Annotated in this window: 11 protein-coding genes; 1 reads left to right on the forward strand and 10 read right to left on the reverse strand. The window is 63.9% G+C overall.

Annotation, left to right across the window (positions count from 1 at the left end):
- Positions 1–179: 179 nt before the first annotated feature.
- The 7 genes from ACIA03_RS08325 to ACIA03_RS08355 all read right to left on the reverse strand — a co-directional run bounded on the left by ACIA03_RS08325 (position 180) and on the right by ACIA03_RS08355 (position 15204).
- On the reverse strand, positions 180–1349 hold the full coding sequence (locus tag ACIA03_RS08325) for a DNA adenine methylase (RefSeq protein ID WP_396981802.1): 1170 nt from the start codon (positions 1347–1349) through the stop codon (positions 180–182).
- Positions 1349–2743 carry a hypothetical protein gene (locus ACIA03_RS08330; RefSeq protein ID WP_396981097.1) on the reverse strand — a complete coding sequence of 465 codons (1395 nt, stop codon included), beginning with the start codon at positions 2741–2743 and terminating at the stop codon, positions 1349–1351. The genes ACIA03_RS08325 and ACIA03_RS08330 overlap by 1 nt, the downstream gene beginning before the upstream one ends.
- Positions 2743–4440 (reverse strand): helicase HerA domain-containing protein, encoded by a 1698-nt coding sequence (locus tag ACIA03_RS08335; RefSeq protein WP_396981099.1) that lies wholly within the window; start codon positions 4438–4440, stop codon positions 2743–2745. The genes ACIA03_RS08330 and ACIA03_RS08335 overlap by 1 nt, the downstream gene beginning before the upstream one ends.
- Before the next feature lie 427 nt (positions 4441–4867).
- Positions 4868–7672 (reverse strand): ATP-dependent helicase, encoded by a 2805-nt coding sequence (locus ACIA03_RS08340; protein ID WP_396981101.1) that lies wholly within the window; start codon positions 7670–7672, stop codon positions 4868–4870.
- Entirely contained in the window at positions 7669–9429 is a 1761-nt protein-coding gene (locus tag ACIA03_RS08345; RefSeq protein ID WP_396981102.1) for an ATP-dependent nuclease, read from the reverse strand. Before ACIA03_RS08345 ends, ACIA03_RS08340 begins: the two co-directional genes overlap by 4 nt.
- Positions 9426–12146, reverse strand: a complete 2721-nt coding sequence (locus ACIA03_RS08350; RefSeq protein ID WP_396981104.1) for a site-specific DNA-methyltransferase — start codon at positions 12144–12146, stop codon at positions 9426–9428. The genes ACIA03_RS08345 and ACIA03_RS08350 overlap by 4 nt, the downstream gene beginning before the upstream one ends.
- The gene (locus ACIA03_RS08355) at positions 12136–15204 is read right to left on the reverse strand and encodes a BPTD_3080 family restriction endonuclease (RefSeq protein ID WP_396981106.1); all 3069 of its coding nucleotides are present in this window, start codon (positions 15202–15204) and stop codon (positions 12136–12138) included. The genes ACIA03_RS08350 and ACIA03_RS08355 overlap by 11 nt, the downstream gene beginning before the upstream one ends.
- 139 nt (positions 15205–15343) lie before the next feature.
- Between ACIA03_RS08355 and ACIA03_RS08360 the strand changes: the two genes are divergently transcribed.
- On the forward strand, positions 15344–19825 hold the full coding sequence (locus tag ACIA03_RS08360; RefSeq protein ID WP_396981108.1) for a protein NO VEIN domain-containing protein: 4482 nt from the start codon (positions 15344–15346) through the stop codon (positions 19823–19825).
- Between the two features lie 3 nt (positions 19826–19828).
- Here the strand turns inward: ACIA03_RS08360 and ACIA03_RS08365 are convergent, their stop codons facing one another.
- From ACIA03_RS08365 to mobF, 3 genes are all read right to left on the reverse strand, one after another.
- Positions 19829–20146, reverse strand: a complete 318-nt coding sequence (locus tag ACIA03_RS08365) for a hypothetical protein (protein ID WP_396981110.1) — start codon at positions 20144–20146, stop codon at positions 19829–19831.
- On the reverse strand, positions 20143–20523 hold the full coding sequence (locus tag ACIA03_RS08370) for a hypothetical protein (protein WP_396981112.1): 381 nt from the start codon (positions 20521–20523) through the stop codon (positions 20143–20145). Before ACIA03_RS08370 ends, ACIA03_RS08365 begins: the two co-directional genes overlap by 4 nt.
- Positions 20524–20617: 94 nt before the next feature.
- Entirely contained in the window at positions 20618–24157 is a 3540-nt protein-coding gene (gene mobF, locus ACIA03_RS08375) for a MobF family relaxase (protein ID WP_396981114.1), read from the reverse strand.
- Positions 24158–24413 lie beyond the last annotated feature (256 nt).

The raw sequence follows: 24413 nt of genomic DNA on the forward strand, positions 1-24413 counted from the left end.
CGAGGGGGTTCGTGTTCGGAGTTCGTGGGTACGCCGGTGGGCCCGGCCTCATGCCCGCCGCCGAGGTCATCGGCAGCTACCACGACCTGTGGCACGTCGAGCAGTCCTTCCGGATGTCCAAGACCGACCTGGCCGCCAGGCCGTACGTGAGCCGCTCGCATGCCCGCCGAGCTCCTTGGTCAGTCGACAACCCGAAGGCGGTCATTCGACGGTACCGTGCCCGCTGGCAGCGTCGTGAGCAGAAGCTCCTGTGCCGGACCGCGACCGGTCTTCGACGACGCGGTGTAGTTCAGGATCACGGACCTCCTCACGATCCTCCACGCCTTAACGTCTAGCAGCGCACGCGCGTCGTCGTCCGGACGCATGCACTTGGATGCGTACAGGGCATCGTCCTGCAGCAGTCGGTCATCGAAGTCGTAGGAAAGGATCCAGCGGAACTGCATCTTGTGGCGGAGGTATTCCGCAAGGTTCTCGTGCTGGAACATCGACATCCAGTCGAGGTCTGCGGCGTGCTTGTTCGTGCGGTCGAACGAGCGACGGTAGAGCTTCCCGGACTTCGAAAGATACGGCGGGTCGAGGTAGGCGACCACCCGGTTCGGGAGCAGCGTCTTGTAGTGCGTGGCAACTCCTCCGAGCGTCTCACGCCAGTCAGAACACCAGACGTCCACGATCCGTCCCGTGTCGTAGAGATGGCCGATGTACTCGAGCCGCTCGACAAGTGGGTCAAGGGTGAACCGACAGCCGATTCCATACGCAGATGTCTGGGCGCGGCCGCCGATCGGCCCCGCCTGACCGTGCAGGATCCCCGAGAAGGTCGTCCTGTTCAGGAACATGCATTTCGTGGCCAACTCAAGGTCGTTCTCAGCCCGTGAGCTCCCGGGCTTGGAATCCCATGCTCGCCAGTAGTCCCAGCGATCCAAGGCAGTAACGCCTCCGGCAGAGATGTAGCGAGCGTGCTCGTCAGACACGCGGTCGATCAGTTCCGCAGTCCTGCTGGCAGCTACCCGCCAAAACGCTGCGACCAGAGGATCGGCGTCTGCAAGAAGAGCGCGCTCGACGATGCCCGCCCCGACTAGCCGCAGCGTTGTCGAGGCGCCGCCCGCGAATGGCTCGACGAAGAGGTCAACGCGCTGCACCTCCGACGACACGGTCGCCGCATGGATCAGCTCGCCGATGATCGGGGCCAAGGCACTCTTCGCCCCGGGGTAGCGAAGGGGACTCTGATACCGACCCTCCGCTAGTGGATGCGTGATCTCTAGAGCGTCCGAGGTGATCTTGCGAGGCCGTTCCCCGATCGCGGTTAGACGCGGTTCGGGGGCCTGTGAAACCTCGCTGTCAACCGCATTCATCACGGCGTAGAAGGTACCGGATTCGGAGTCTTGGGACCGAGTCCAAGACGCTGCGTGGCTACCAGCCGAAGGACGTCGGTTCCAACGCCGATCGGGAATGCGGCCTTGCCGTGCGCCGCGGCCACAGGGATGATGCCGTCGAGATACATCGACGAGCCGGTCCGGTCGATCACATCGAGGATCGCGGGCAGCGTGGGGTAGTCCTTGGGATCCGGCATGCCGCCGCTGGAATCATACGGAGCGCCAACTGGAGGCATCACGGTAGGGACGACCACACGGCCGTCCAGGGCTCGGTAGACGAACTTCCGGCCCCAGTACGTCTCCTTCCCGTAGGAGCGCGCGTTCGCGCTGTTCGTGACCCGAGCGATGATGTCCTCATCGCAGACGAGCAGGTCCCCGGGCTTGAGAACGTCGTGGCGGGCCAGCTGACGGGCGTAGTCGACCACGGCACCTGTCTTCTCCAGCCCACAGACGTACGGCGCGTTCATCGGGGAGGTCTTGGCCATCTCTTGGAAGTAGTCGAGCGACCATCCGCGCAGCTTCGCTGGCGGGCCGTACATCGCGAGCGGGCCGTCGACGATGAAAAGGGTCTGCGGCAGGATCTGCTGCCGCGACTGGCTCCAGAGCAGCGTCGCGAGGCCGACGAGGATCAGGAGTTCAACCACTGACATCAGGCGGCTCAGCGCAGATTGGTTGGTCCCTTCCTCACCGACTTCCTCATGAATGCGGAGGACGTCAGTCGGGAAGAGGTGCTCGCCGCAGGCGTCGCACTCCGAGCCAGCAGGCGGAACCGGGACGTCCTTCTGGCAATCCGGGGTCGGGCAGTTCACTGGGAGGCGTGGCGCGGGTTCGCCTGGCTTGCCCTTAAGCAGGAAGAGGAGGTCGAGCAGGGTCTGATCGAGGCGGTTCATCTCGATCTTCTTGATTCGGAAGAGTTGGTCGATGGCCTCCCGCCACGAGGTCGCGATGTCGACGCCGGGCCGGGTGTAGGCGCCAGCGACCGGCAGGTCGAGCGTCACCAGGGCCGAGTTGACGGCTCTGTCGATCTCGTAGGGGTCGACGAAACGCTCCGCCCTCTGCGTCTCCATGATGACGAGGTCGACATACGCGGCCGCCGCTTGGGCGAAGCCGTAAAGGACCGAGGGCAAACCGTCTCGGATGGGCTCCACGACGTACGAGCCGTCGACTGCGATCGCCGACGTAAGAGAGCGTTCCGGCTCAGGGAACACGAAGTCGGTCCGGCGCCGGATGCGCTTCTCAACCTCATCGAGGTCTCGGAGCGCCTCCGCCGGCACGTGGAAGGTGCGCTGGTCGGCGATTGCTCGCACCGCCGCAGTGGAATGGCCAAGGCGAGAGGCCGTCTCGTAGGTACCGACAACAGTCTCGTAAGGCATCAGAAGAGGCCTACGTCGAGCGGCGGGTCACCTGCGGCCTTACGCGCCTCGTTGACCAGCTCCTGGTCGTAGCGGTCGATCTGGACCGGCACGATGTAGGGCGAGGAGAGGGTCTTGAGGCGTACGTAGCCACGGTCCTCCGAGGCGATGATCGCTTCGGAGAAGGAACGGAAGTCGTAGAACTGGGCGAGCTCCTTGACCTCCTTCGTGTTGTTCAGATGGGCGACGACCCAATTCGCGGTGTTCGCCTTGACCTGGTGAGCCACGCCGGAGACCTCCTGGGTCGCGTATGTCATGCCGAGGTTGAGCTTGCTCGCCTCCTTGGCAAGGCGCACCCACACATCGCGGTCGTTCTTGTAACGGTCTGAGTCGAACAGGTTGTGGGCCTCCTCAAGCATGACCTGGATCGCAGGCGCATCCTTGCCGGAGGTGAAGATCTCGGTCTGCTTCTCAAGCAACCGGGCAGTGATCGACTCACTCAAGGCCTTGGTGATCGACGCTGCACCGACGTGCAGGTCGACGATAACGATGCGCCCGGCGACGAGCTCGTCGTAAATCTCGATCGCAGGGTCGTTCTGGGTATGAGGGCTGTGGAACGGGCGCAGCGGGTTCAGGTTCTTCCAACCCCGGACGTTTCGGCCTTGGCTCTTCGTAGTGAAGATCGGCTCGACACTCGACCAGCGGACATTCTTGGCAAAGTCTGCGGCCGCCGCATCACCGCCCTCCTTGAGTTGCACGATGGCATCGACGACATCTTCGATGTCCTTCGCACCGATCGACACAAGGTTGGCGGTCGGGCCAGCCTGCTGGAACGGATTGCGTCCCAGCTCGGCCACAATCGTCTGCTGGAAGGCGGACTTCATGTTGATGCGAGCGCGGAAGCCATCGGGCACGTCGAACCCGGCGCGCATGAGCGCGCCATACAGGGCGAGCCGGGCGCGCTGGGCGTGCGTCGTGGCCGACTGGTCGCCCTTCACATCACCGTATGTCGTGCCCGCGAAGTCCTTGATGTAGCCGGCCTCGTCAGTGGCGAGCGCGTCAGCGATGAGGCTCTGTACTGCGTCGATCTGATTCTCGGAGTAGAAGTTGATGTTCAGCGGCTTGACGTGAGGCTCAGACCCGTCTGCACCGAACTTGAAGATCCGGACGTGCGTCGGCCCGATGGCTGCGATCTCGGTGCCGTCCTGGGTGTTGGGATTCGCGTACTCACCCTGAGGGTCGAAGATCAGTTGCCCGACCGGTGGCTTGCCAGCGTTGCGGCGCTGCTCGGAGACGACGAAGGTGCGGGCGATAATGGTCTTCGCGGTGTTGGACTTGCCCATGCGGGTCATACCGAGCAGCGCGGTCTTGTTCCCTATGAAGTCATGGATGTTGACCGCGACCGCGGCGTCGGCCTGCTTCGAGGTCTTCGCCCGCCTCCGGGTGGCGGAGTAGCGAACGGCGCCGATGCGGACCCGCTTCTGTTCGCGCCCTGGGGGCGGGGGCTTGAGGTACGAGGCAACCGTCGACAGCCCCTCGCCAACCGGCTTCAGCACACGGTAGGTCGACGTGGCGTAGAAGTTGTCGACGTCGGCGCCGAACTCGAGCACCTTCGTGCCCTCCACCTCGTCCTCGTAGAACGTGCCGAGGATCCGGCAGCGCAGGCCGGTGAAAGAGACCCGGTTACGCGTGAACGGGTCCATGTCGACGTCGAGCACAGCCGATGGCAGCGGGTCGTTGTTCTTCGCCAGCGCGGTGCGGAGCGACTCCTCGCGGACCGCGTGAAGGTCGTTCTCCATGCTCAGCGACGCGGTGCCCTCGACACGCAGCAGCAGGACCTCGTCGTCGTCGACCTGAGGCGTGTTGAGGTCCTGAGCGGTCGCGAGCAAGAAGGAGAACTGCGGAATGCCGCCAGCGTCGTACTTCCAGCGATCGTGGGTGAGGACCACCGCTTCGTTGTAGTCGATGCGGTGGATCGCCCCGATCCTGGTCGAGCGGTCGTCTGCCAAGAGTTGGGAGTAGAGCAGGGAACCGGCGCCAATGCCGGGAATCAAGTCGGCCATGTGTCCTCATGCAACGTACGTTGGGGTGACGTGGTGAGACTGCCAGAGACCACCGACAACTTACTGTCTCCTGCGTGTTTGGTCAGCGACCTACCGAAATTCGGCGAGCCTTCTGCTCTGCGGCCGGGACCTCCCGGCACAGCTCCGCGAGGTCGCATTTGGAGCACTTCTCCTCCCAGACCGGCAGTCGAGGCAGGTCGTTCTCGCGGAGCGCGTCTCCAGCCTGCTTGATCCGGCCACGGACTTCGGTGAGCAGCGGGTCGTCGACGAGCTCGCGGATCGTCTTCCCTTCTTCGTCCAGGTTGAGCACTTCGACGAGGTCCGCCTTCTCCCCGGTGAGCTCCTGGTAGCCGACGGCGTACACATGGAGCTGGTCACGGGTGACGTCCTCATCCTGGGCACGAGCGGTGGACTTGAAGTCAACGATCGCGGTCTCGTCAGTGTCGAGGCGGCGGACAAGATCGATCCGCCCATCAACGGTGATGCCTGGGGCGACGTGGACCTGGATCTGCTTCTCGCTGTGGAGAGTGCGCTCGAGGTCGTCTCCATGCTCGGTGAGGTATCGGCTGACCGCCTTGATCGCCGCGTTTCGCAACGTCTCGCGAAGCTCGGGATAGGCATACGGTGCGTGGAGGTGCCGATCAACGAGGTCCTCGGCGGCAGACGGCTTTAGGATGTCGCCTTCGAGGGCCCGTTTGTGTGCCTCAGCGAGCGCGTCATGGAGGCCCTTCCCGAAGCCGAGCGCCTCATGAAGCGGCGGGTTGAAGCCGTAGAGGAACCGCAGCTTGAACTGATATGAGCACTCGAAGAGGTACTTGAGCTCTGAGAACGAGAGCGTGACGTTGGGCGTCTCATGCCTCGCGTGCGGCTCCAGCTTGTCCCCGTTGACCGGCGTCTCCCGGGTGAGGAACCACTGTTGGCTCGAGCAGTGGTCGAAGAAGATCGACCGCTTCTTGTAGAGCCGGTTGGTGGGGTGCGGCGAGAAGGTGGTGAAGAGGTACTTCTGGGCGCGAGTGACCGCGACGTAGAAGAGCCGAGTCTCGTCCTCGACGGTGCCTCGGTAACGGTCAGGACTCGTCACGGCCTCTTGGGGTATGACGTGGAAGAGGCCGAGGCCACCGTGGCGCTTGCCTGGGAACCGGTTGGCCCGGAGGCACGGCACGAAGACCGCCGCCCATTGCATGCCCTTGGCCTGGTGGACAGTGGTCAGTACGACGGCGTCAGGCGACGCGTAGCCGACGTCGGCATCCGCATCTGCGTAATAGTCGGGCGCCTGGTGCGTGAGCCAGTCGGCAAAGGCCTTGTACTTCTGAGCGGGTTCGGTGTTGAAGTAGATGGCCTCGAAGTCCGAGATGGCCTGACTGAACTTGCCGAGCTGGTAGAAGACGAGTTCAGCTCGCACCGGGTCACCGGGCACAGTCTCCTCTCGGATGCCAAGCGCCTCGAGGAACTCGAGGTAGAGACGCTGGATGTTGTAGATGCCCCACCGCTGACCTCGGTCGAAGTCTCGGCCGTCATCGAGCACCGCAACGGCGGCCGCCCAGTTCCCGTCCTTCGGGATCAGCTGGCCGTCTTCGAAGAGCTGCCGAAGGTCAGCCTCGGCGATCTCCGAGTTCATGTAGCTGAAGATGCCTACGATGGCTTTGATTTCGGGGCTCTCGAAGAGCCGGTTGAGACCCTTCACCATGTATGGGATGTCGCGCTTCCGCATCTCCTCGACCAGCGGGCCAGCGTCCTGAGCAACGGAGCGGAAGAGCACTGCGAAGTCCGACCGCGACAGGCCACGCGGCTCGGAGGAACCAGTATCTTGGAATGCGAGCCCGCGCATCGCCTGGATGCGGTCGCAGATCCAGGCTGCTTCGGCTTCAGGATCAGCGAACTCAAGTGCGAGCAAGTCGCCGCGCTCGTACCTCTGGTGTCCGCTGGCAACCATCGCTTTGGGCAGCCGTTCCCCGGTCGGGATGCGCTCCGCCACGGACCGTCCGACCTCGACAACACCGCGCGTGGAGCGGAAGTTGTCGTCGAGGGTTACCTGGCGTACGCCGTCGTAACGGTCCTGAAAGGTCACGATGTTGCTGACCTCGCTGCCGCGCCACTGGTAGATCGTCTGGTCATCATCACCGACGACACAGAGGTTGGCACCGAACCCGGTCAGGCCGTGCACCAGCCGCTCCTGGAGCGGGTTGACGTCCTGGTACTCGTCGACGATCACGTAACGGATGTCGTCGCGGATGTGTCGCTGAACGACATCGGCGGCCTCGTCGTCTTCGGGGTCAGCTTCGAGAAGTTGCACCGCGAGGTTGATCATCTCGGTGAAGTCGAAGAAGGCGTTCTTGTAGAGCAGTTGCATGTACGCCGCGAATGCCGCGTGCACGCCAGCTGGCACGAGGTCTTCGTCCACCGTGTCCTCGCGCAGCACGCTGGTCGCTTGCATGTAGAGCTTCGAGTGCAGAAATCTCCTGAGGTACGGCGTGCCCGGCGAGAGCGTAGGGCAGGTCGTGAGACCCGATTTCTTGCTATTGCGATCGATGAGTAGCCGGCTGGTGATATCCGTGAGTACGGAGAACTTGAAGGTCTCGGGAACCAGCCGCTGGACGAGGTCCAGCGCGTAGCCATGCATCGTGCCGACGTACATCTCGGCGATGCCCTGGGTGCTGACGCCTTCGGCGTCCAGCACGGTATGGATGCGCTCCTTGAGCTCTGCGGCGGCCCTCTCGGTGAAGGTGAAAGCCACGATGTTGCGCGGCTCAACGCCTGGCTGCGTGAGGATCTCGGCGAGGCGCTGCGAAATCACCTGCGTTTTCCCGGAGCCAGCGCAGGCAATGATCTGGAGAGGCTCATCCAGACACGCGATCGCCTCGGCCTGAGCGGCCGTGTATGCCGTCACGTCGCCTCCTTGGATGCAAGATGCTGGGCCGCCGACTCCTTCGACGCCTGAACCTTCTCAAGTCGCTCGTTCAACTGCTCAGCGAGCCAGACCAGGTCCGCGCTGTCCGAGGCCTTCATGAGCCTTGGCAACTCTTCGACCGCCCGCTGCTTCCACGCCTCACTGAACTCGTAGTGCCACACTCCGTCGCACTGTCTCTTCGCCGTGACCGCGATGGACTCGCCGAGTTGGTCGATAAGCTTCGCTGCGATGCTCTGGGGAATCAGGTCTTCAATCTCGACCTGGTGGTTATGCTTGCATTTGCCGGTCCACGTCCCGAGGCTCACGATTTCCCGATTCTTCGACCACCCAAACGCCTCAAGCTGACTCTGCGCACGCTTGCCTTCGTCGTCGAAGTCGAGTAACGCCACGACCGGCAGATCGGTCGCCGCACGAGCAAGCACAGCCTGGACGATGATCCGTTTGGCACCGCCCGCGTCAATGACGTGGAGGCCGTTCATCAGCTCCTGCCGACCCGCCGCATCACACGCGACCCGAATGAACTCGCCGTCGGTGTATCCCTCCGTGATGACGACGCCCTTGCGGCCGGTCGGGATGGTCAGCGATCGGTCGAGGACAGCGGCCATACCTGCGTCGCGATAGAGAGAGCCGAGCACCTGAGCATGACTGCTGTCTCCTACGGCAGTGCGGATACGGCTCGATCCACCGTCGGTCGCCTTGCCCACCTCTGTCACCAGCGCTTCAGCATCTCGCGAGATGACGTACGGCGAATGAGTGTTGACCAGGAGCGTCACATCTGAGCGTCTCGCCAGGGCGCCAAGCTCATCCCGGATCGCCTCTTGCGCACCAGGATGCAGAAAAGCTTCAGGTTCTTCCACCGCCAGCACAAGAGACCGCCGACTCTGCTCAGCGAGATACTGAAGCATGGCAACTAGAACTCCGCCGCGCAAACCCGTTCCTTTGTCAGAAAGCCCTGTTGTGATGACGTCGCCCAACCGAACGTCCACGGAGGAGAGCGTTCGTTCAACTGTTGGGACATCGGGGACGAGTTCGGCAAGCGTAACTTCCGGAAAGATGACAGAGACGCGGTCACGAACCTGCGTCCGTAGCGGCTCGAGCAATTTGGTCTGCAGATGTTCAAGGTACTTGCTCCGCGCCTCTTCGGCCTCGGCCAAGGCGTTGCCGAGGTGGTCCCCAATCACCAATTGCAAGATCTCTCGAAACTTTCCCCTGAGCAGGGACTCCAGATCCTCACCGCTGTGAATCACAGCGAAACGAACGACGCTTCGCAGTTGCTCTTCCAACTTCTTGTGCTCGTCGCTCTCTGCCGGTAACGACGCCGCTCCTGCACCCCGCGCCCCGAACGTCGTCTGGCGTACACCGCCCGCAAATGACGCGATAATCTTTACCTGGCGATCATCGGCGTAGGTCTTGCCGGCCTTCCCTTTCTTCTTCACCGCAAGTTCGTACTTCTTTGCCCGCCGAAGCAAAGTGGACTCTGGCGCAGTCGTCCCGACATGGAAGGTGAGAGTGATTCGTGTGACTCGGGGTTGGCCGATACCCACGGTCGACGCAGGTCGATCGCGCTCCGCCACGTACTCCGCATCAGGGTCCAGCACCAACTCAATGGCTCTGAGCAAGTTCGACTTCCCGCTGTTGTTGGGACCGACGAAGTAGTTCACTCCCGATGTCAAGTCGAAATCATGCTCGCCCACGAAACTGCGAAAGTCCTTGATGCGTACATGGGTAAGCTTCATACCTCGAAGACCTTCATCACTTCGTCGCCGTAGTCGTTGATCACCTTGACTGCAATCTTGTTGTCGTCTTCGGGCGCGGGGAACGGTCGCGAAACCGTCTGGTACATCGACTCCCAGGCGTCTTGGTCGATGTCTGCCTTCAAGGCCGTCTTCAGCCGCTTGTACGGGTCGTTGCCGCCCGAGAAGTAGCAGTGCCGGACGAAGAACGACTCGCCATTGTAATCGGTGTCGATCATCCAGAGAGCGATCTGACTGGTGTCGTTGCTCCGAACTTCACCCGTAGTCGGGTCATAGATGTCGACGCCCTTCAGATCGACGACATAGCCATCCGAGGTCTTCGAGATGTCGATGTCGGGTTCGCCGAAGACCGTGAAGAGGTTGCCGGCACCGGTCTTCTTGAGCTCCTCCCCCATCAGCAGGTCCGCGTTCATCCGGACCATCAGGACCGGAAGCTTGCCGAGTAGCCGTGCGCCCTCGACCTGTGCGAACCCATCAGCGGATGCCTCGACAGTGACGCCGTCCGTCTCCGTCACGTTGGTGACGTTCGGGTCGAAAGCGAAGCCGAGGATGCAGAGGAGATCGACGTTCTCGGCCTGGATCGCTTCCTTGGCGGCGTTCTTCACGTACGCCGCGCTGACCGTTCCGTACTGCGGGCCCACTGCTATGCCGACCCGCGACGGCTTGGCGTGATCGCCGCTCGGGACCTGCTCGCCGATCGCCTGGATGTACGCGCCTGCGTAGTTCTCGAACGCCGCGAACTTGATTCGCTCTGCCTTGGTGCCGTTCTGGATCCCCGCCTTGGACAGGTTGTCCAGGATCGACTGCTCGAAGTTGGGAGCGTCAGCGTCCTTTGCCGCCTCAGTCGCGGAGACGGGCTCGTCCCAGTCCTTGAACGACAGCGCACGGTGGGGGCTCAGAGACTCGACAGTGAACGGCCCGGCGACCCGGACCTTCTTCGTGTCCTCGAACGGCTTGTCGTAAAGGGGTTCAAAGTCCGCGTGCCTCTTGATAGCTGCGTCGACCTCAGCTCGGCTCATTCCCTCTCTGATGTCCGGGTTGTTCGCGATCGACTTCAACATCACATGAGGAACTCGGTCGTAGACGAAGCCCTGCCGAATGTCGTTGCCAAACTCAGCCCGAGGAAGCGTCTGTGCCGTCAGGCTCTGCTCCTTCTTGTGGCCTTCGGCCGAGTCCGCCAAGAGGTACCACGGGTAACGCGAGCCCATGATGCGCTGTCGAGCGAGGGCAAGTGACACCCGCGAGGTGTCGATGGTGATCCATCGACGCCCCCATTGCTCCGCCACGTAGGCGCTGGTGCCCGATCCACAGGTCGGGTCGAGGACCAGATCCCCAGGGTCCGTGCACATCAGCACACACCGCTCGATCACCTTAGTGTTGGTCTGAACCACATAGAGTTTGTCGGACGCGAAACCAGCAGTGGTGGTGTCGTCCCAGACGTTTGCGAGCGGAAAGGCCGCGAAATCGTCGAGGTAGCGAACATACCGAAGCGTGTTACCGGCGGCGATCAGGCGCCGCGCTGCCGCCAGACGATCCATCCCCCCGCGGTTAGTCTTCCATCCGCCGTTGCGAGGCATAAAGCGCTGCCCATTCAGTTCGACGGGGAAGACCGTTGTCTGCCCGACACGAGTCGTTTGCGAGACGAGGTTGTCCGGAGCGAAGATCCGCGATCCACGGGGCGGAGAGTGCAACTCGTCAGAGGTCGCTGTACGGCGCGTTCCGTCCGCGAGCTCAATCCTCGAGTATCCAGAGGCACCGGCCCCGCCGGCTCCCTTAGCGCCGAACAGTGGGCGGTACTTGATTCTCTCAAGGTCCTTGGCGAACCAAACGATGTGATCCGCAACACTCGCAAGAACGTTCGTTCCGCCCGCGAAACTCCCGGCACCTGTGGTCGTCTTGAAGACGATCTGGCTCACGAAGTTCTCGGAACCAAATACTTCGTCCATAAGGGATCGCACAAGGTGGACGTTCTCGTCCCCGATCTGGACAAAGCAGGACCCTGACTCTGCGAGGAGTTCCCGAGCCGTGATAAGACGGTCGCGGAGGTGCGCCAGGTAGGAGTGGATCCCCAGTTCCCATGTATCTCGGAACGCCTTGATCTGCTCAGCTTCGCGGACTGCGTCTTCCAGTTTGCCGTCGCGAACAGTCCGGTTACGGGTCGACACCTGCCAGTTGGACCCGAACTTAATGCCATACGGAGGGTCGATGTAAACCATCTGCACCTTGCCGCGGAGCTTCTCTCGCTCGGCAAGCGAGGACATGACCTGGAGGCTGTCGCCGAGGATCATCCGGTTCGACCAGTTGGCATCGTGCTCGTAGAACTCGATCTGCTGAAGGTCGTCCAGCCCATCGAACGAGTCGAAGAGTGTGAGCTCAGGCTCATCCTCGGAGCGCGCAGCGGTGCGTCGCAGGTTCTCGATCAGGACGCGGGGATCGATCTTCTCCTGAATGTAGATCGGGGGCGCATCAGTCACCAGGTCGGAGTCGTAACCCTCAATCTCGTCAGCCTTGGGATACTTGCCTCGCCAGACGAGTTGCGGGTCGAGGGACTCGTCGCGGGCATAGCGGACCTGCCGGACTTCTTCGAGTGTCGCGCCTCCGAACTGCTCAGCGATCTCGGCAGTTGGGTTGTTGACTCGCTTCTCGTCATGCGTGATCGAGCTGACCGGTGTGGGGCCCTTGGAAGTGTTACGCGCCACGAGCGCTCCTATCTGCGTGCGTCTCGTCGAAGTCGAGGAGGTCGGGATCGCCGATGATCGGCTGGTCGTCGTACAGAGCTTGGATCGCTTCGGCGATGCGGACCTTGAAGCTGTTGGGGTCTGTCATTTCGATGTAGCCCCAGCGTCCGAAGCCGCCGTGGTTGTTGACCGCGACGCACCACGAGTCCCGAGCGGTAGTCGCCTTCTGCTGGGTCGGGCCGGGGCTCTTCTGGCTGCCAGACACCTCGATGATCAGCGTTCGCTCGACGTCGTCCTCGTCATGTTTGATCAGTCTGACGAGGAAGTCGGGGACGTAGGAATGGCTCCTGCCCTTGTGGACATACGGGATCGTGAAGCCGAGGTGGTCGTTCTTGACGTAGGCATGGACGTTCGTGTTCAGCTCGAGCTCGCTGGCGAGGAGCTGTTCCCAGGTGTTGCCGTCCTTGCCGTCGAGCGTGACATGGGAGACCTCAGACTTCTCGGCGGTGACGACCCGCTTGCGGGTGACGAAGTCGACGTCGCCGGTCGACCCCGCAGGGTCGAACCGGTTGATCATCGGGCGGAGCCGCTCGCGTCGGTTTCCGACGTGCCGAGTGATCGCGTTCCACACCTGCTCGGCCGCGAGCACGCGCGCTTCAGTGATCGTCATCAGGTAACCCAGGCTGTAGTCGCCCTTGATCTCGACGCGCTTCTCGATCCAGTCCTGGCAGATCTGCACAAGCTTCGGGAAGAGCCAAGGGCGCTTGTCGCCGGCGGTGGTGAACTGCTCATCGAGGATGCGCTTGGCGAGCCCGAAGGCCACCTGCTGCGGCCTATAGGACGTCGGATCCCCGTCTTCAAGTTCGCGTTGGCCGACGACGCCGCCCATCTCGACCCAGGTCGGGACGGTGTTGGGGCCGATCTCGAACACCGGCGCCTTGTCGAGGTCAAGCCAGATGTCTTCATCGGGAAGCTCGATTCGATAGCCGTCGAGCTTGGGGAACGTGATCCGGAGGTCTTCTCGGCCCTCGAGCGCTCGAACCTCGATCGACGGTTTCGGCGGCGCCGGGTCGACGATGGGGTTGTCGCTGGAGATGAATTGGAAAGGGATGCCGTACACGTTCGCGTACTCGGGCTCGAAGAAGCCGTCCTCGTTCGTCGCGTAGTTGCGCCGACGCAGACCGCGGCCGACGACCTGTTCGCAGAGGAGCTGACTGCCGAATGCCCGCACACCGAGGATGTGCGTAACGGTGTTGGCATCCCAACCTTCGGTCAGCATCGACACGCTGACGACGCAGCGAACGTCAGCACCGAGCTTCCCCTTCTTGCCGACGGTGTTCATGACCTCGCGCAGCAGGTCTTGGTCGGTGAGCTTGTCGGTGTCGGCGCCTGGGTTGCGTTGGCGATACTCCGCCTTGAATTTGGCAATCTCAAGTCCAGCGGCCTTCTTGAAGTCGTCCTTGAGCGCCTCACCGGACTCGAGCTGAGCGGAGTCCACCAGGATGCTGAACGGTCGCGCGACCGGCTGTCCGTCGACGATGTTGCTGAACAGGTTGAGGTTGCCCGGCTTGTGCGCGATGACTTCGCCGTCCTCGACGATCGCCTCGCCTGCAATCCAGTCGTAGACGAGCTTGCTCACGACGGTGTTCGGACAGACGACGATGAAGACGGGCGGCGTCTCGCCGTACGGCTTGAGGGCACGCTCCCAGTGCTCGTAAGCCTTCTCGTAGCTGCGGTAGAGACTCCGAAGTGCACCTTCGAGCTCCTTGGGCGGGAGCCAACCCTTGACGGTGTCCTTGGCCGCGCGCTTCGGGAGCAGCTGGCCAACGTAGTCCCACAGGCGAAGATATGTGACTAGGTCCTCGTCGGCATCGTCATCGACTGGCGTCCTTGGCACCTTAACGATGCCGGCTTCGATCGCATCCATCAGCGAGAAGTCGCTGACAGTCCACGGGAAGATGTAGCCCTCGTTGTAGCCGCTGCCCGAGAGGTAGAACGGCGTGGCCGAAAGGTCCCAGATCTGCTTGATCCCGACGTGCTTGGCGATCGCTTGGAGTCCGGAGAACCAGACGCCGGCCTGTTCGTTCTCCTCGTTCTCCTCCTTGGCGCGCTTCTCGCCGGTCTGGATCGGGCGGGCAAGGTAGCAGTGGTGCGCTTCGTCGTTGAGCACCATGATCTGTTGTTTGTCTGCCCCCAGGTCGCGGAGAACGCGACTGACCATGGCCTTCGGCGTCTCCTTGAAGGGGTCCTCGGTCCGATCGCCCTTGAGCAGGAGGCGGGTGTTCTTGGCGACGCCCTTGATCTCCTTCGCATCCTTGAGCAGGAACGAGTGATAGTTCGTGATCGCGATGCGAGCGCTGTCGAGCCCACCCTTGAGATCAGCAGGAACCAGGTCACGCAGGTCGTAGTAGTTCTCAGTGTCTTCTGGCAGCAGCACCCGCAGGCGGTCACGGATGGTGATTCCCGGCGCGACGATCAGGAACCGGTTGGTGAAGCGCGCGTCCCTGGGTGCGTACTGCTTGTTTAGCGTTTGCCAGGCGATGAGCATCGCCATGACGATGGTCTTCCCCGAGCCGGTGGCCATCTTGAGGGCAGCTCGAGGCAGACCGTTGTTGTGCGCCTCGTTCTCGGGCTCGAGCCGCTTGCGCCAGTCAGGGTAGGGAGCGTGCCTGCCAGCGACCTCGGTCAGGAAGATCGCCGTCTCCGCCGCCTCGCGCTGGGCGAAGATGACTCGATTCTCTCGGGATGGGTCGGCCCAGTGCTGGAGGAGCTTTCGCGAGATCGGGGTGACTCCGCCGTACTGTCCATCGCGACGCCAACGCTCGACGTCACGGCGGATGTCGTTGATCAGGCTGTTCTTCTCCCGACGCTCCCTCGTGGCGTCGAAGTCGAAGCCCTGTTGTTCGGACCCGTCCGCGCCCTTGCGGCCCTTCTTGGCGGTTGCTATCGGGATGAAGGACTCGCTCGGACGGCGTCCATCCCGGATGTCGCCTGTCGGGCCCTGAGGTCCGATGGCGTAATGACGATCTGGCTGCTCGTAGGGAGAGTTCAGGATCGGATTGTCGATCGGTTCGCTCACGTCGCAGCGCCTACCTCTTCTCGCACACGTCGCACTCTAGTCACAAGGACCGACAGTATTGGGCGGTTGAAGCCAATCGGTCCATGACAGGTCCCGATGGTTGCTAGCGTCGTTCACGCCCGCTCCAGGAGGGAAGGCCATGAGCAGTCTCGACGGCATCTCGACGTTGTCCCGTACGTCCGATCACCTGGGTGTTCTCGCCAATGTGCTCAAGGACCTCGGGGGCGGGGCGACCCTGCTCAACGAGCTCGTGCAGAACGCCGACGATGCCGCTGCCGACTCCATTCGATTCACCGCGAGCACCGAGGAACTGGCCGTCTGGAACTCTGGCGAGTTCACCGATTGCGGGGATCAGGGTTCGCTCAGGTGCGCCTGGAAAGACGAAGGGCGGAAGTCCTGCGACCTCCACTCGTTCCGCCAGGTTGGCGGGCGCCACAAGGAAGGGTCCTCTGCGACGACCGGCGCCTTCGGCGTCGGGTTCACGGCCGTCTACCAGGTGACCGACCATCCAGAGTTGGTGTCCGGCGGCCATCACCTCATCCTCGATGAATCTGCCAACGAGCAGGAGCGGATCCAGATCTGCTCCAGTGGTTGCGGACGCGACCACCAGACCGCTGGGACGAGTTTTTACCTTCCGTGGGCAAGGACCGACTCGACCCTGCGCTCAGGCCTCAGTGTCGATGTACTCGATGACGTAGCGATCGAGAGGTTGACCTCCGCCCTTCACGACAACGCACAGGGTGCGGCCGTCTTCCTCACCCATGTGACGGAGATCGGAGTCTCTGGCGGAGGGCAGACCACCACAGTCACTCGGGTTCACGACGGCGACCAGCTTCTGATCGAAGTGGCTCAGGTCGGCGACGGGTTCAAACCGGTTTTGGACACGATTGAGTGGCTCGTCATCGAAGGCCGCGCTGAACAGGCTGGCTCGCTCAAAGAGGCGAACGAACAGATCGCCGCGGACCGTTCCGACCTGATCCAGATCGCACTGCCAGTCGACGATGAGACCGTCATAGGCCGGATCTACGCAGGGCTGCCGACGGAGACGCGTGCCGGGTGGCGCGCCCACATCAACGCCAGCTTCTTCCCGCGACAGGACCGGAAGAGCGTTGAGTTCGACCTCCCGAACTTTCGTGCTCGCTGGAACGACATGCTCATCGAGGCGAGCGCCCGGATCATGGCGAGCAGGCTTGAGGACATCGCGAGCTCGGCTGGGTATCCGGCTGCGTGGAGCTTTCTCGAGGCTGCGGAGAAGGTGAGTCGTGCCATCCCATCGGGTGAGTATCCAGAGTCCTTCTCGGCCTACTTCATCCTCGCGGTGGAGGCTGGGAGCACCTCACGCATCGCGCTGCTCGCGGATGGCAGCGTACGGACGCCAGAAGGCTGCCTGGTCGGTAGGGCCTCCGGAGTTGGCGATGCCATGGATGTTCTCACCGCTCTCGGGCTCCCGCTCGCGGATGACTCGATCCGGTCTTCGATCCTCCAGATCACCCGATCTGCCTATGGAATCTCCGAACTCACGGCGACCGACATCGTCGAGGCACTGCAAGCAAAGGGCTTCACCAAGCCATGGCAACTGCCGCGCGGCTCGTTTACCACCGCTGGCCAGGTCGACAAGTTGCTCGTCCTTCTGGAGCAACTCTCTGGGCGAGGCGGCCGCTCTGATCTGGGGAAGGTCGGAGCTAAGGCTGTCGCAGTGATTCCGTGTCGAGACGGGTCCTACGCGCCTGCTGCGAACACCTTCCGTCTCTCGGGAAGCGATCTCGCTCTGTTCGAGCTGCTGGATCCTGATGTCAAGGTCGCGGATAAGGATCGTCTTCACGAGCTCAGCGCCGGGATGCTCGCGCTGTGCAGGGAACTCGACGTCTCCGAAGCTCTGTCGATCTTCGAGGCCGATGTCGAGGCGTTGGAGGCCGTGCATTCGGACGTGCTGGATTGGCTGGAGAAGCATCGCGAGGCGCTGGAGGATCCAGCGATCCAGGGGCGGGTGCGGCAGTTGTCGATCTTCCCGAGCGCCGGTGGATCGCTGCGTTCGCTCGACGAGCTGTCCTTGCCCTCGGACTTCCAGGATGTCATCGGTGTCGCAGAGGTGGTCGACCTCAAGGCGGCCGCGGGGCACGAGAACCTGCTCACCCTGCTCGGCGCGCGCAGGCTTGATGCAGTCGAATACGTGCGGCGCCACCTCATTCCATCTGCGGCCGACGGCCTGGTCGCTCTGGAGCAGTTGCCGGCGGTGTTGGAGTTCGTTCGGGTCGAGATGCCCTATCTCGATCACGCTGGTGGAGTTCAGGGCGAGCTCAGCAGGGTGCCCCTCGTTCTCTGCACGGATGGGGCCGTTCGACCAGCTCAGGAAGTGCACCTTGCGTCGAAAGCGCTCGATCTCATCGACCCCGAGTGCCCCGTCGCGGATCTGGCCAGCCTTGGTAGCGACATCCTCTCGACCCTGGCGTGGCTCGGTGTCGCAGAGACGCCTCGCGACGACGTGCTCTGCACTGCTGCTCAGCGAATCGCCACTGGAGACGACGATCCGCGAACCGATGTGGTGCTCGCGATCCTCGACTCGATTCACGGACCGACAGATGGTGCGTACCCTGCCTCGCTTACGAGTCTGCGTACGTCGACCTGGCTACCGGTCGCCGGTGGCGGGCGTGCTGCGCCGGCTGAGATCTATGCGACGTACCAGGCGTATCTCTTCACCTCTCAAGGTAAGCACCTGGCGCTGCACGTCAGCGAACAGCAGCGCCGCAGAGGGCTGCTCCAGTGGCTTGGGGTCAATCTCGCTCCGACGACCCAGATGGTCATCGCCCATCTGCTCCATTGTGCGCAGTATGGCCTTGCCGTCAACGATCAGGTCTACCGCGCTCTTGGAGAAGCGAAGGAAGTCGAACTGGTCACGAGGCTCCGCGACCGGCGATGCATCCAGGTCAGTCCCGGCGAGTACCTCGAGCCGGGCAAGGTCTTCTGGAGTGACCCTGGCCTGGGGCGCTGGGCTCGGCAACTCCCGCCTGGGCAGCGCTCGAACGAGGAGTTCTATGACCGTGTCGGGGTCACCCACCTTCCCACTCCACAGCAGATCGAGACGATCTTGCGGACGATCAGCCGTGAACTCGGGAACGACCCACTCGATGAAGCGGACCAAGGCGTCGTACATCGGTGTTGGGAGCTGCTCGAAGATGCGCTGAGCGATGCAGAGCGCCACGATGAGACCCTGACTGTCCTTAATCATCTCGCCCCTGTGAAGTCGGCGCTCAACGACCGTGGGCTGCTCGCGCAGCCGAACAGGCTGCTGTTCCTCGACGGCCGAAGGATCGCGGAGAAGATCGAGCTCATCAGGCACGACCTTGTCCGGAGGGATCGGACCACCCAGCGTGCGCTCACCACCGCCGGCGTTCGGCCGGCCGAGGAGGTGATCAAGACGGTCGTCGACGACACGCTCGAAAGTTCGTCGGCTCACGCGCTCACGGCCCGACTCCACGAGCGGGCTCCCGCACTGCGGCGGCTTCTTGAAGCTCAAGATAGTGATGAGTTCGACTACGACATCCAGCGTCTCGCTGAAGTCGAGGTTCACGTCGTCCCAGATTTGTCGATCGCATACCACGTCAACTACGCCAACCAGCGATATCAGACTGCGTCTGAGGCTGCGGAGGCGGTCTTCCTCGAAGAAAGCGCGCAGATCATGGTCAGGTCTGAGACGCCGACTCGATCTCTCGCCCGCGAGGTCGCGCGCTGTCTTGGACCTGATCTGGACGTGAGCGGCATCGCACCAGCGCTGCACGAGGTGCTCTCGGCTGATGAGCTCTCCGAGTCGATGGCCTTGCTCGACGAGTACGGCGTGCCTGACCTTGACGACACCACGTGGGGCCACGTCGAGACGGTCGTCTCTGTGGAAGCAGACGATGACCTCGGCGACTGGGCCGGCACCCCGCCTGGGTCGCTGGTCGAGGCGCCAGAGGCCGATGCGTCAGACACCGGCGTAGGCGAAACCCAGGCCATTGGGTCGATCTCAGAGACGACCGACGGGGATCGACCCGAGCGCAGCACTCGGAAGACCCGTGGTGCCGGAAGCGAACACCGGCGCAAGCCCGGCGGTGGCCGCCGCGACTACATGTACTCCTATGTACGACATGACGAACGGAACCGCGAGCACGGTGAGGAGTACGGCGACGAGGCTCCAGACAACTCCTCCGTCGATGCCGCTGGAGTCCGCCGCGTGCTCGGCTACGAGCGCTCCTGCGGACGAATACCGGAAGAGCAGGACCATTCCAACCCAGGGTTCGACATTCTGTCCCACAACACTGCTGGGGAAGTCGTACGCCGGATCGAGGTCAAGTCGATCCGGGCGTCTTGGACGACCTTCGGGGTCTGGCTCTCGGCACGCCAATTGGACGAGAACCGAGAGAAGGACGACTTCTGGCTCTACGTCGTCGAGCACGCCGAGGACGACGACGCGTACGCGATCCATCGGATCAAGGATCCACTGAGGCACGTCACGAAGTTTGGATTCGACAAAGGATGGCAGGGCCTTCGTGAGCCTGACCTTGCGCGGAACCCTGCAGGGAAGCTCGTCGTGTCGAACACCCGGGACCTCCTCAACTGGGGAGAATCGGAGGCGGACGAGTAACGCTCAGAGCCGGTCGATCCAGGTGTCTTCGTCCCGATCGTCCCAGGCAGAACCTGCGGTCGTGGAGGTCGCTGACTTCCGAGCGTGCAGGCCCTCCAGGAGCGGTCGAACGTCGTCGTACCTCAACTCCTTCAGCGCGGCGACTGGGCGCCCGACAATCTCCTCGACGATCCTCTGGCGATCAGTCATCTCCGACGTGCCAAGCGCGTCCAACGCCGCGCGAAGCTGCTTGACCTGCCAGTCAGCTATCGCTTGAGGCGCAGGCGGGGCAACGGGTTCGGGTGCCGAGTCGTTCAGGGCAAAGAGAGCGTCGTCGGTCACGGGATGACCTTATCGACCGGCATTGGACGATCCGGACCTACACCTGTGATCGCCGCTGTGCGAGTGCCCACCATCGCTCTGGTCGCCCAGAGCAGTGGCGCAAAGACCGCGAGTGCGGCGAACTTGCAGGCATCCACGTAGGCGGTGAGCGTGACCAGGAGAAGCCACTTGGTGGCGCCGTGGTCGACGAGGACGGTCATCAGCCAAGCGACGTACAGGAAGGCGGGGACCGCGACGAGGGCGGAGGGGATTGCCCATTTGAGGCCGCGCGGGGTGCGGAGGTGGGCGATGGCGATGTTGGTCGGGGCGTACGCGAGGACGTAGCCGTGGATGGTGGCGACGGTGCGCCAGATGATTACGAGGATCAGAGTGAGCATGGGGCCGCCTTCGGGTTTGGGCGTCTTGGGTCCTACCGTGCGGCCGAGCGCCCCTTGAGCGGAACTGACTGTGGATATCTCTGCTCCGAGGCAGCTACCTCAGGATTGACAGCGGCGCGCTGGCGGCCTCGCGACCGGTGGCGTCCGGCCTCATCGCGATCTCGGCCGCGGTCCGCTGGGCGATGAGGGCGCGGTGGCGGTCGGCGCGTTCGGCTTCGGATCGGGCGCCGGGACCGAGGGGGAGGTCGCTGGTGATCTGGTAGCGATCACGGTAGGCGGCGATGGTCGCTACGGAGATCAGCCAGTCCCGTCGTGCTGCGGGGGTCGCCGGTGGGGTGCCCAGGCGGCGGAGCCACGGTGGGCGGGTTGCTACTGCTGAATCGGCGAGTGCGGCGGCGCGTACCTCCATCAGGGTCCGACGCTCGTCCAGGGCCTGTCGCATGGCTGGCGCCATCTCGCCCTTGGCTTCGGGTACCAGCCCGGCGACGAAGGCCTGACGCGGCCTGTCGCCCGACCCGTTCATACGACGACCGGACGCCGTGAGGCGGAGGCGGTGCTGGAGGACGGCGCCGAAGTCGTCGGCATCGGAGAGGTCGCGCCTGGCTACGACGCTCGGGAGGAGCTTCTCGACGTTGCGGCCGAAGGCTTCGGCTCGACGGAGGGCTGCGGTCAGCGGGCCGAAGGAGTCGCCCTCGATGACCGCGTCGGCCTGGGTCGAGGTCAGACCGGAGCGGCGGATGAGGGCTTCCCAACGGGGGCGCTGGGCTGCTGCGGCGATGGTGTCGTACTCAGCGGCGAGTTGGGCGATCGATCCCCAGGTTTCCTGCTCGGCGGTGATGGTCTGGTGGGCGGAGAGTTCGGCGCTGGAGTGCTGGAGTACGCCGTAGAGGACCGTTCGGGCGTTGACGTCCTCGTCGGTCAGCGGGGCGGCGTGGGTCTCGTCGGGCTGGTCGAGGGCGACGTACGCCTGGTTCGACTCGCGGCCGCGGGTCATCGAGACGTACAGGTTCTCCTTCGTGGTTCTCGCCGAGACCAGGACGTGGGCGGTGTCGACGGTGACGCCTTGGGCGCGGTGGGCGGTGATGGCGTAGCCGAGGTCGACGTGCTCGGCGACGTACGCCGGGGGCAGGATGATCGTCGCGCCGTGGCCGTTCTGGCGGGAGACCACGACGCTGCCGTCCTTGCCGGCGTCGTCGATGCGCCAGCGGTCGCCGTTGCGGACCCAGACGCCGCGCAGGGAGCGGAGGCGGCGGTCGTTGTGGCGGGTGATCACCAGGTCGCCTACCGAAGCCGGCTCGCCGCTGGCGAGAGTGACCTCGCGGGACGTACGCGTCTGGCCGGTGAGGATACGCTCGGCTCTCGCGCGGGCGTTGAAGGCATGGACGGTCTCGGTCGACTCGGTGACCAGGATGCTGGTCAGGCCGTCGTGCTGGTCGGCCGTCCATGCGGCGTACGCGGCGTCGAGCATCTCCTCGGTGGTGCCGTCGTGGAGGCGGTCGTGGTGGGCGTACGCGGTGATCGCCTCGAGGCGGCCGGCGCGGAGGTCGAGGCTGGCGGCTCGCTCCCAGTCGTGGGTGAAGCGGTGGACGTCGGTCAGTTCGGGGGCGTCGGGGCGGGCGGCGGCGAGGAGGGTGAGGGCGCCGCCTGCGTCGACGGATTGGAGCTGGGCCCAGTCGCCGACGAGGAGCGCCTTGGCGCCGGCCATGGCTGCGAGACCCGTGATCTTGTCGAGGGTCATGGTGTCGGCGAGTGTGGCTTCGTCGATGATGATGAGCTGGCCGCGATGGAAGGTGCGGGTGCCGACGGCGTGGTCGTGGAGCCACTTCGCGCTGTTCTCGCAGCGGATGCCGAGGTCGCCGGCGAGGACCTCGGCTGCGGCGGCTGAGGGGGCGAGTCCGACAACGCTGTGGCGGCCGTGTTCTCGGGTCCATGCCTTGAGGAGGGCGTGCATCGCGGTCGTCTTTCCGGCACCGGCCGGGCCGATGAGCAGGTCGATCTGGCGGCGAGATGTTGCTATCGCCGTGATGGCGTCGGCTTGGTTGCTGGTGAGCATGTGGCCGTTGTGCAGGCGGCGTACGATGTTTTCGACGGTACGCGCGGTCGCCCAGGGGGCGGTGCGGCTTTCGGCGCGCTTGAGGAGGCGGTCTTCGGCAGCCAGGACAGCGGTCGAGGAGTAGCGGGTCGCGTGGCGGGGGCGGAAGGTGGAGGTGCCGTCCTCGCGCTGGAACTCGGGCGGGCTGGTCGCGAGCTCGGGCGGCGTGAGTGCGATGGAGCTGTGCTCGGCGTACGCCACGATTCTGGCAACCACCTGCTCGCGATCTTCCGCGGTCGGGAATCGCCAGGCCATGGTCTGGCGGGAGGCCTCGGCCCAGAGGTTCCAGTGGCGCCAAGTTGCGCGCTTGCTTCCGACCTCGGCGACGACGCGGGCGCCGATCTCCTCGATGGTCGCTTCGAGGATCTGGCCTGCGGAGACGGTTGTTGGGGCGTACGCGGGCGTCGTTCTCACCCAGGCGGTCGCGTCTGTGCGAAGGATGCGGCCGGCTCTGGCTCGCCAGTCGCGAGTGAGGTCGGCGAGGGATCGCAGCCGCTTCTCGGGGCGGGTGGCCAGGGTCGCTTGGGCGCGGAGGGTGACGATCGTGGTGTTGCCCGGCCTGCGGCCGTGCCGATCGACGTACTCGCGGATCAGCCGCTCCTTCTCCACCTCGATCGCCCGCGTACGGCTTGAGAACTCCTTGATCAGCGTGTCGGGGACGGCGGCGATCTCCCACTGTGGGTTGCGGTCGGCGCCTCTCCCCCGCTGCTCCCATTCCAAGCCGAAGGTGCCGGTGATCCGGTCGGCGAGCACGGCGTTGTAGTACGCCGAGACTGCCGTGACCGCGGCGTGCATCGGGCGGCTGTCGAGGCTGCGCCATCGGCCGTCGAGCTCGGCCTGCACCTTGTTCGACATCACTACGTGCGTATGGAGCTGTGGGTCGCCGGCGCGGGAGTCCCAGTGGTCGTACGCGGTCGCGAGGATGCCCCGTCCGCTGACCTGGGAGACGGCGCCATCGGCGTTTGCGACGCCAACCCTGGTGGCAGCGACCTCGCGTTCGATGTAGGCGAGGACGTCGTCGACTGCAGCGTGGTGCGCGGCGAGAAGCAGCTCTTGAGTGTTCGCGTCCGCCAGACCCCACAGGACCGAGACCGACTTCGGGACGCTGAAAGTGAAGTCGTAGCCCGCAACCGCGCGCCGCCCGGACTGGGCGGCTTCCTCGTCCTCGATGCGCGCCTTCTCGGTCGCGCGGTCATCAGCCGAGAGGCTGGTATCGAGCTGACGTATGCACTCCTCGACTCGCTCTTCCGCCGTCTTGTACTCGGGATAAGCACGACCCAGCGGCTCCCCTGTGACCGGGTCGCGACCGAGACCGATGAGAAGCGCGAGCTGTGCTTCGGTGACCTGTGCACCCTCGACGATGCGGCCACCTCCGAGCCCCGAGAGACCCGATCCGAGCCAACGTCCAGGCGGCGTTCCTGCTTCGGCGTAGTAGCGGGTCAGTGGCGTGGACAGCGAACGGTTGCCATCACCTGCTGCCACGCTACGCAGGAGGTACTTGTAGCCGTCCCCGGCGTGCATCACGCGCATTGACACGGTCATGGTCATCACCTCCCCATGAGGCTGAGGTATGCATGCACACCCGTGGGGTGCTCGGGGTCGTGGAATGAGGAGGTGGCCAAGACTTGGTGGCCGACGAGCGGATCATGGTGGCACGCCTGTCCGGGACAGCGCGGCGACATGTCGATGAGGGCTCGGACCGGAAGACCGCGATCGCGGACGTGGCCGCGATCGCCATGGTCGACGGTCGGCCGCGTACGGATCTGTTTGTGGCAGCCGCGTGCCCGGGACCTGGGCG

This window comes from Nocardioides sp. NPDC051685 (assembly GCF_044453405.1).
GTDB lineage: Bacteria > Actinomycetota > Actinomycetes > Propionibacteriales > Nocardioidaceae > Nocardioides.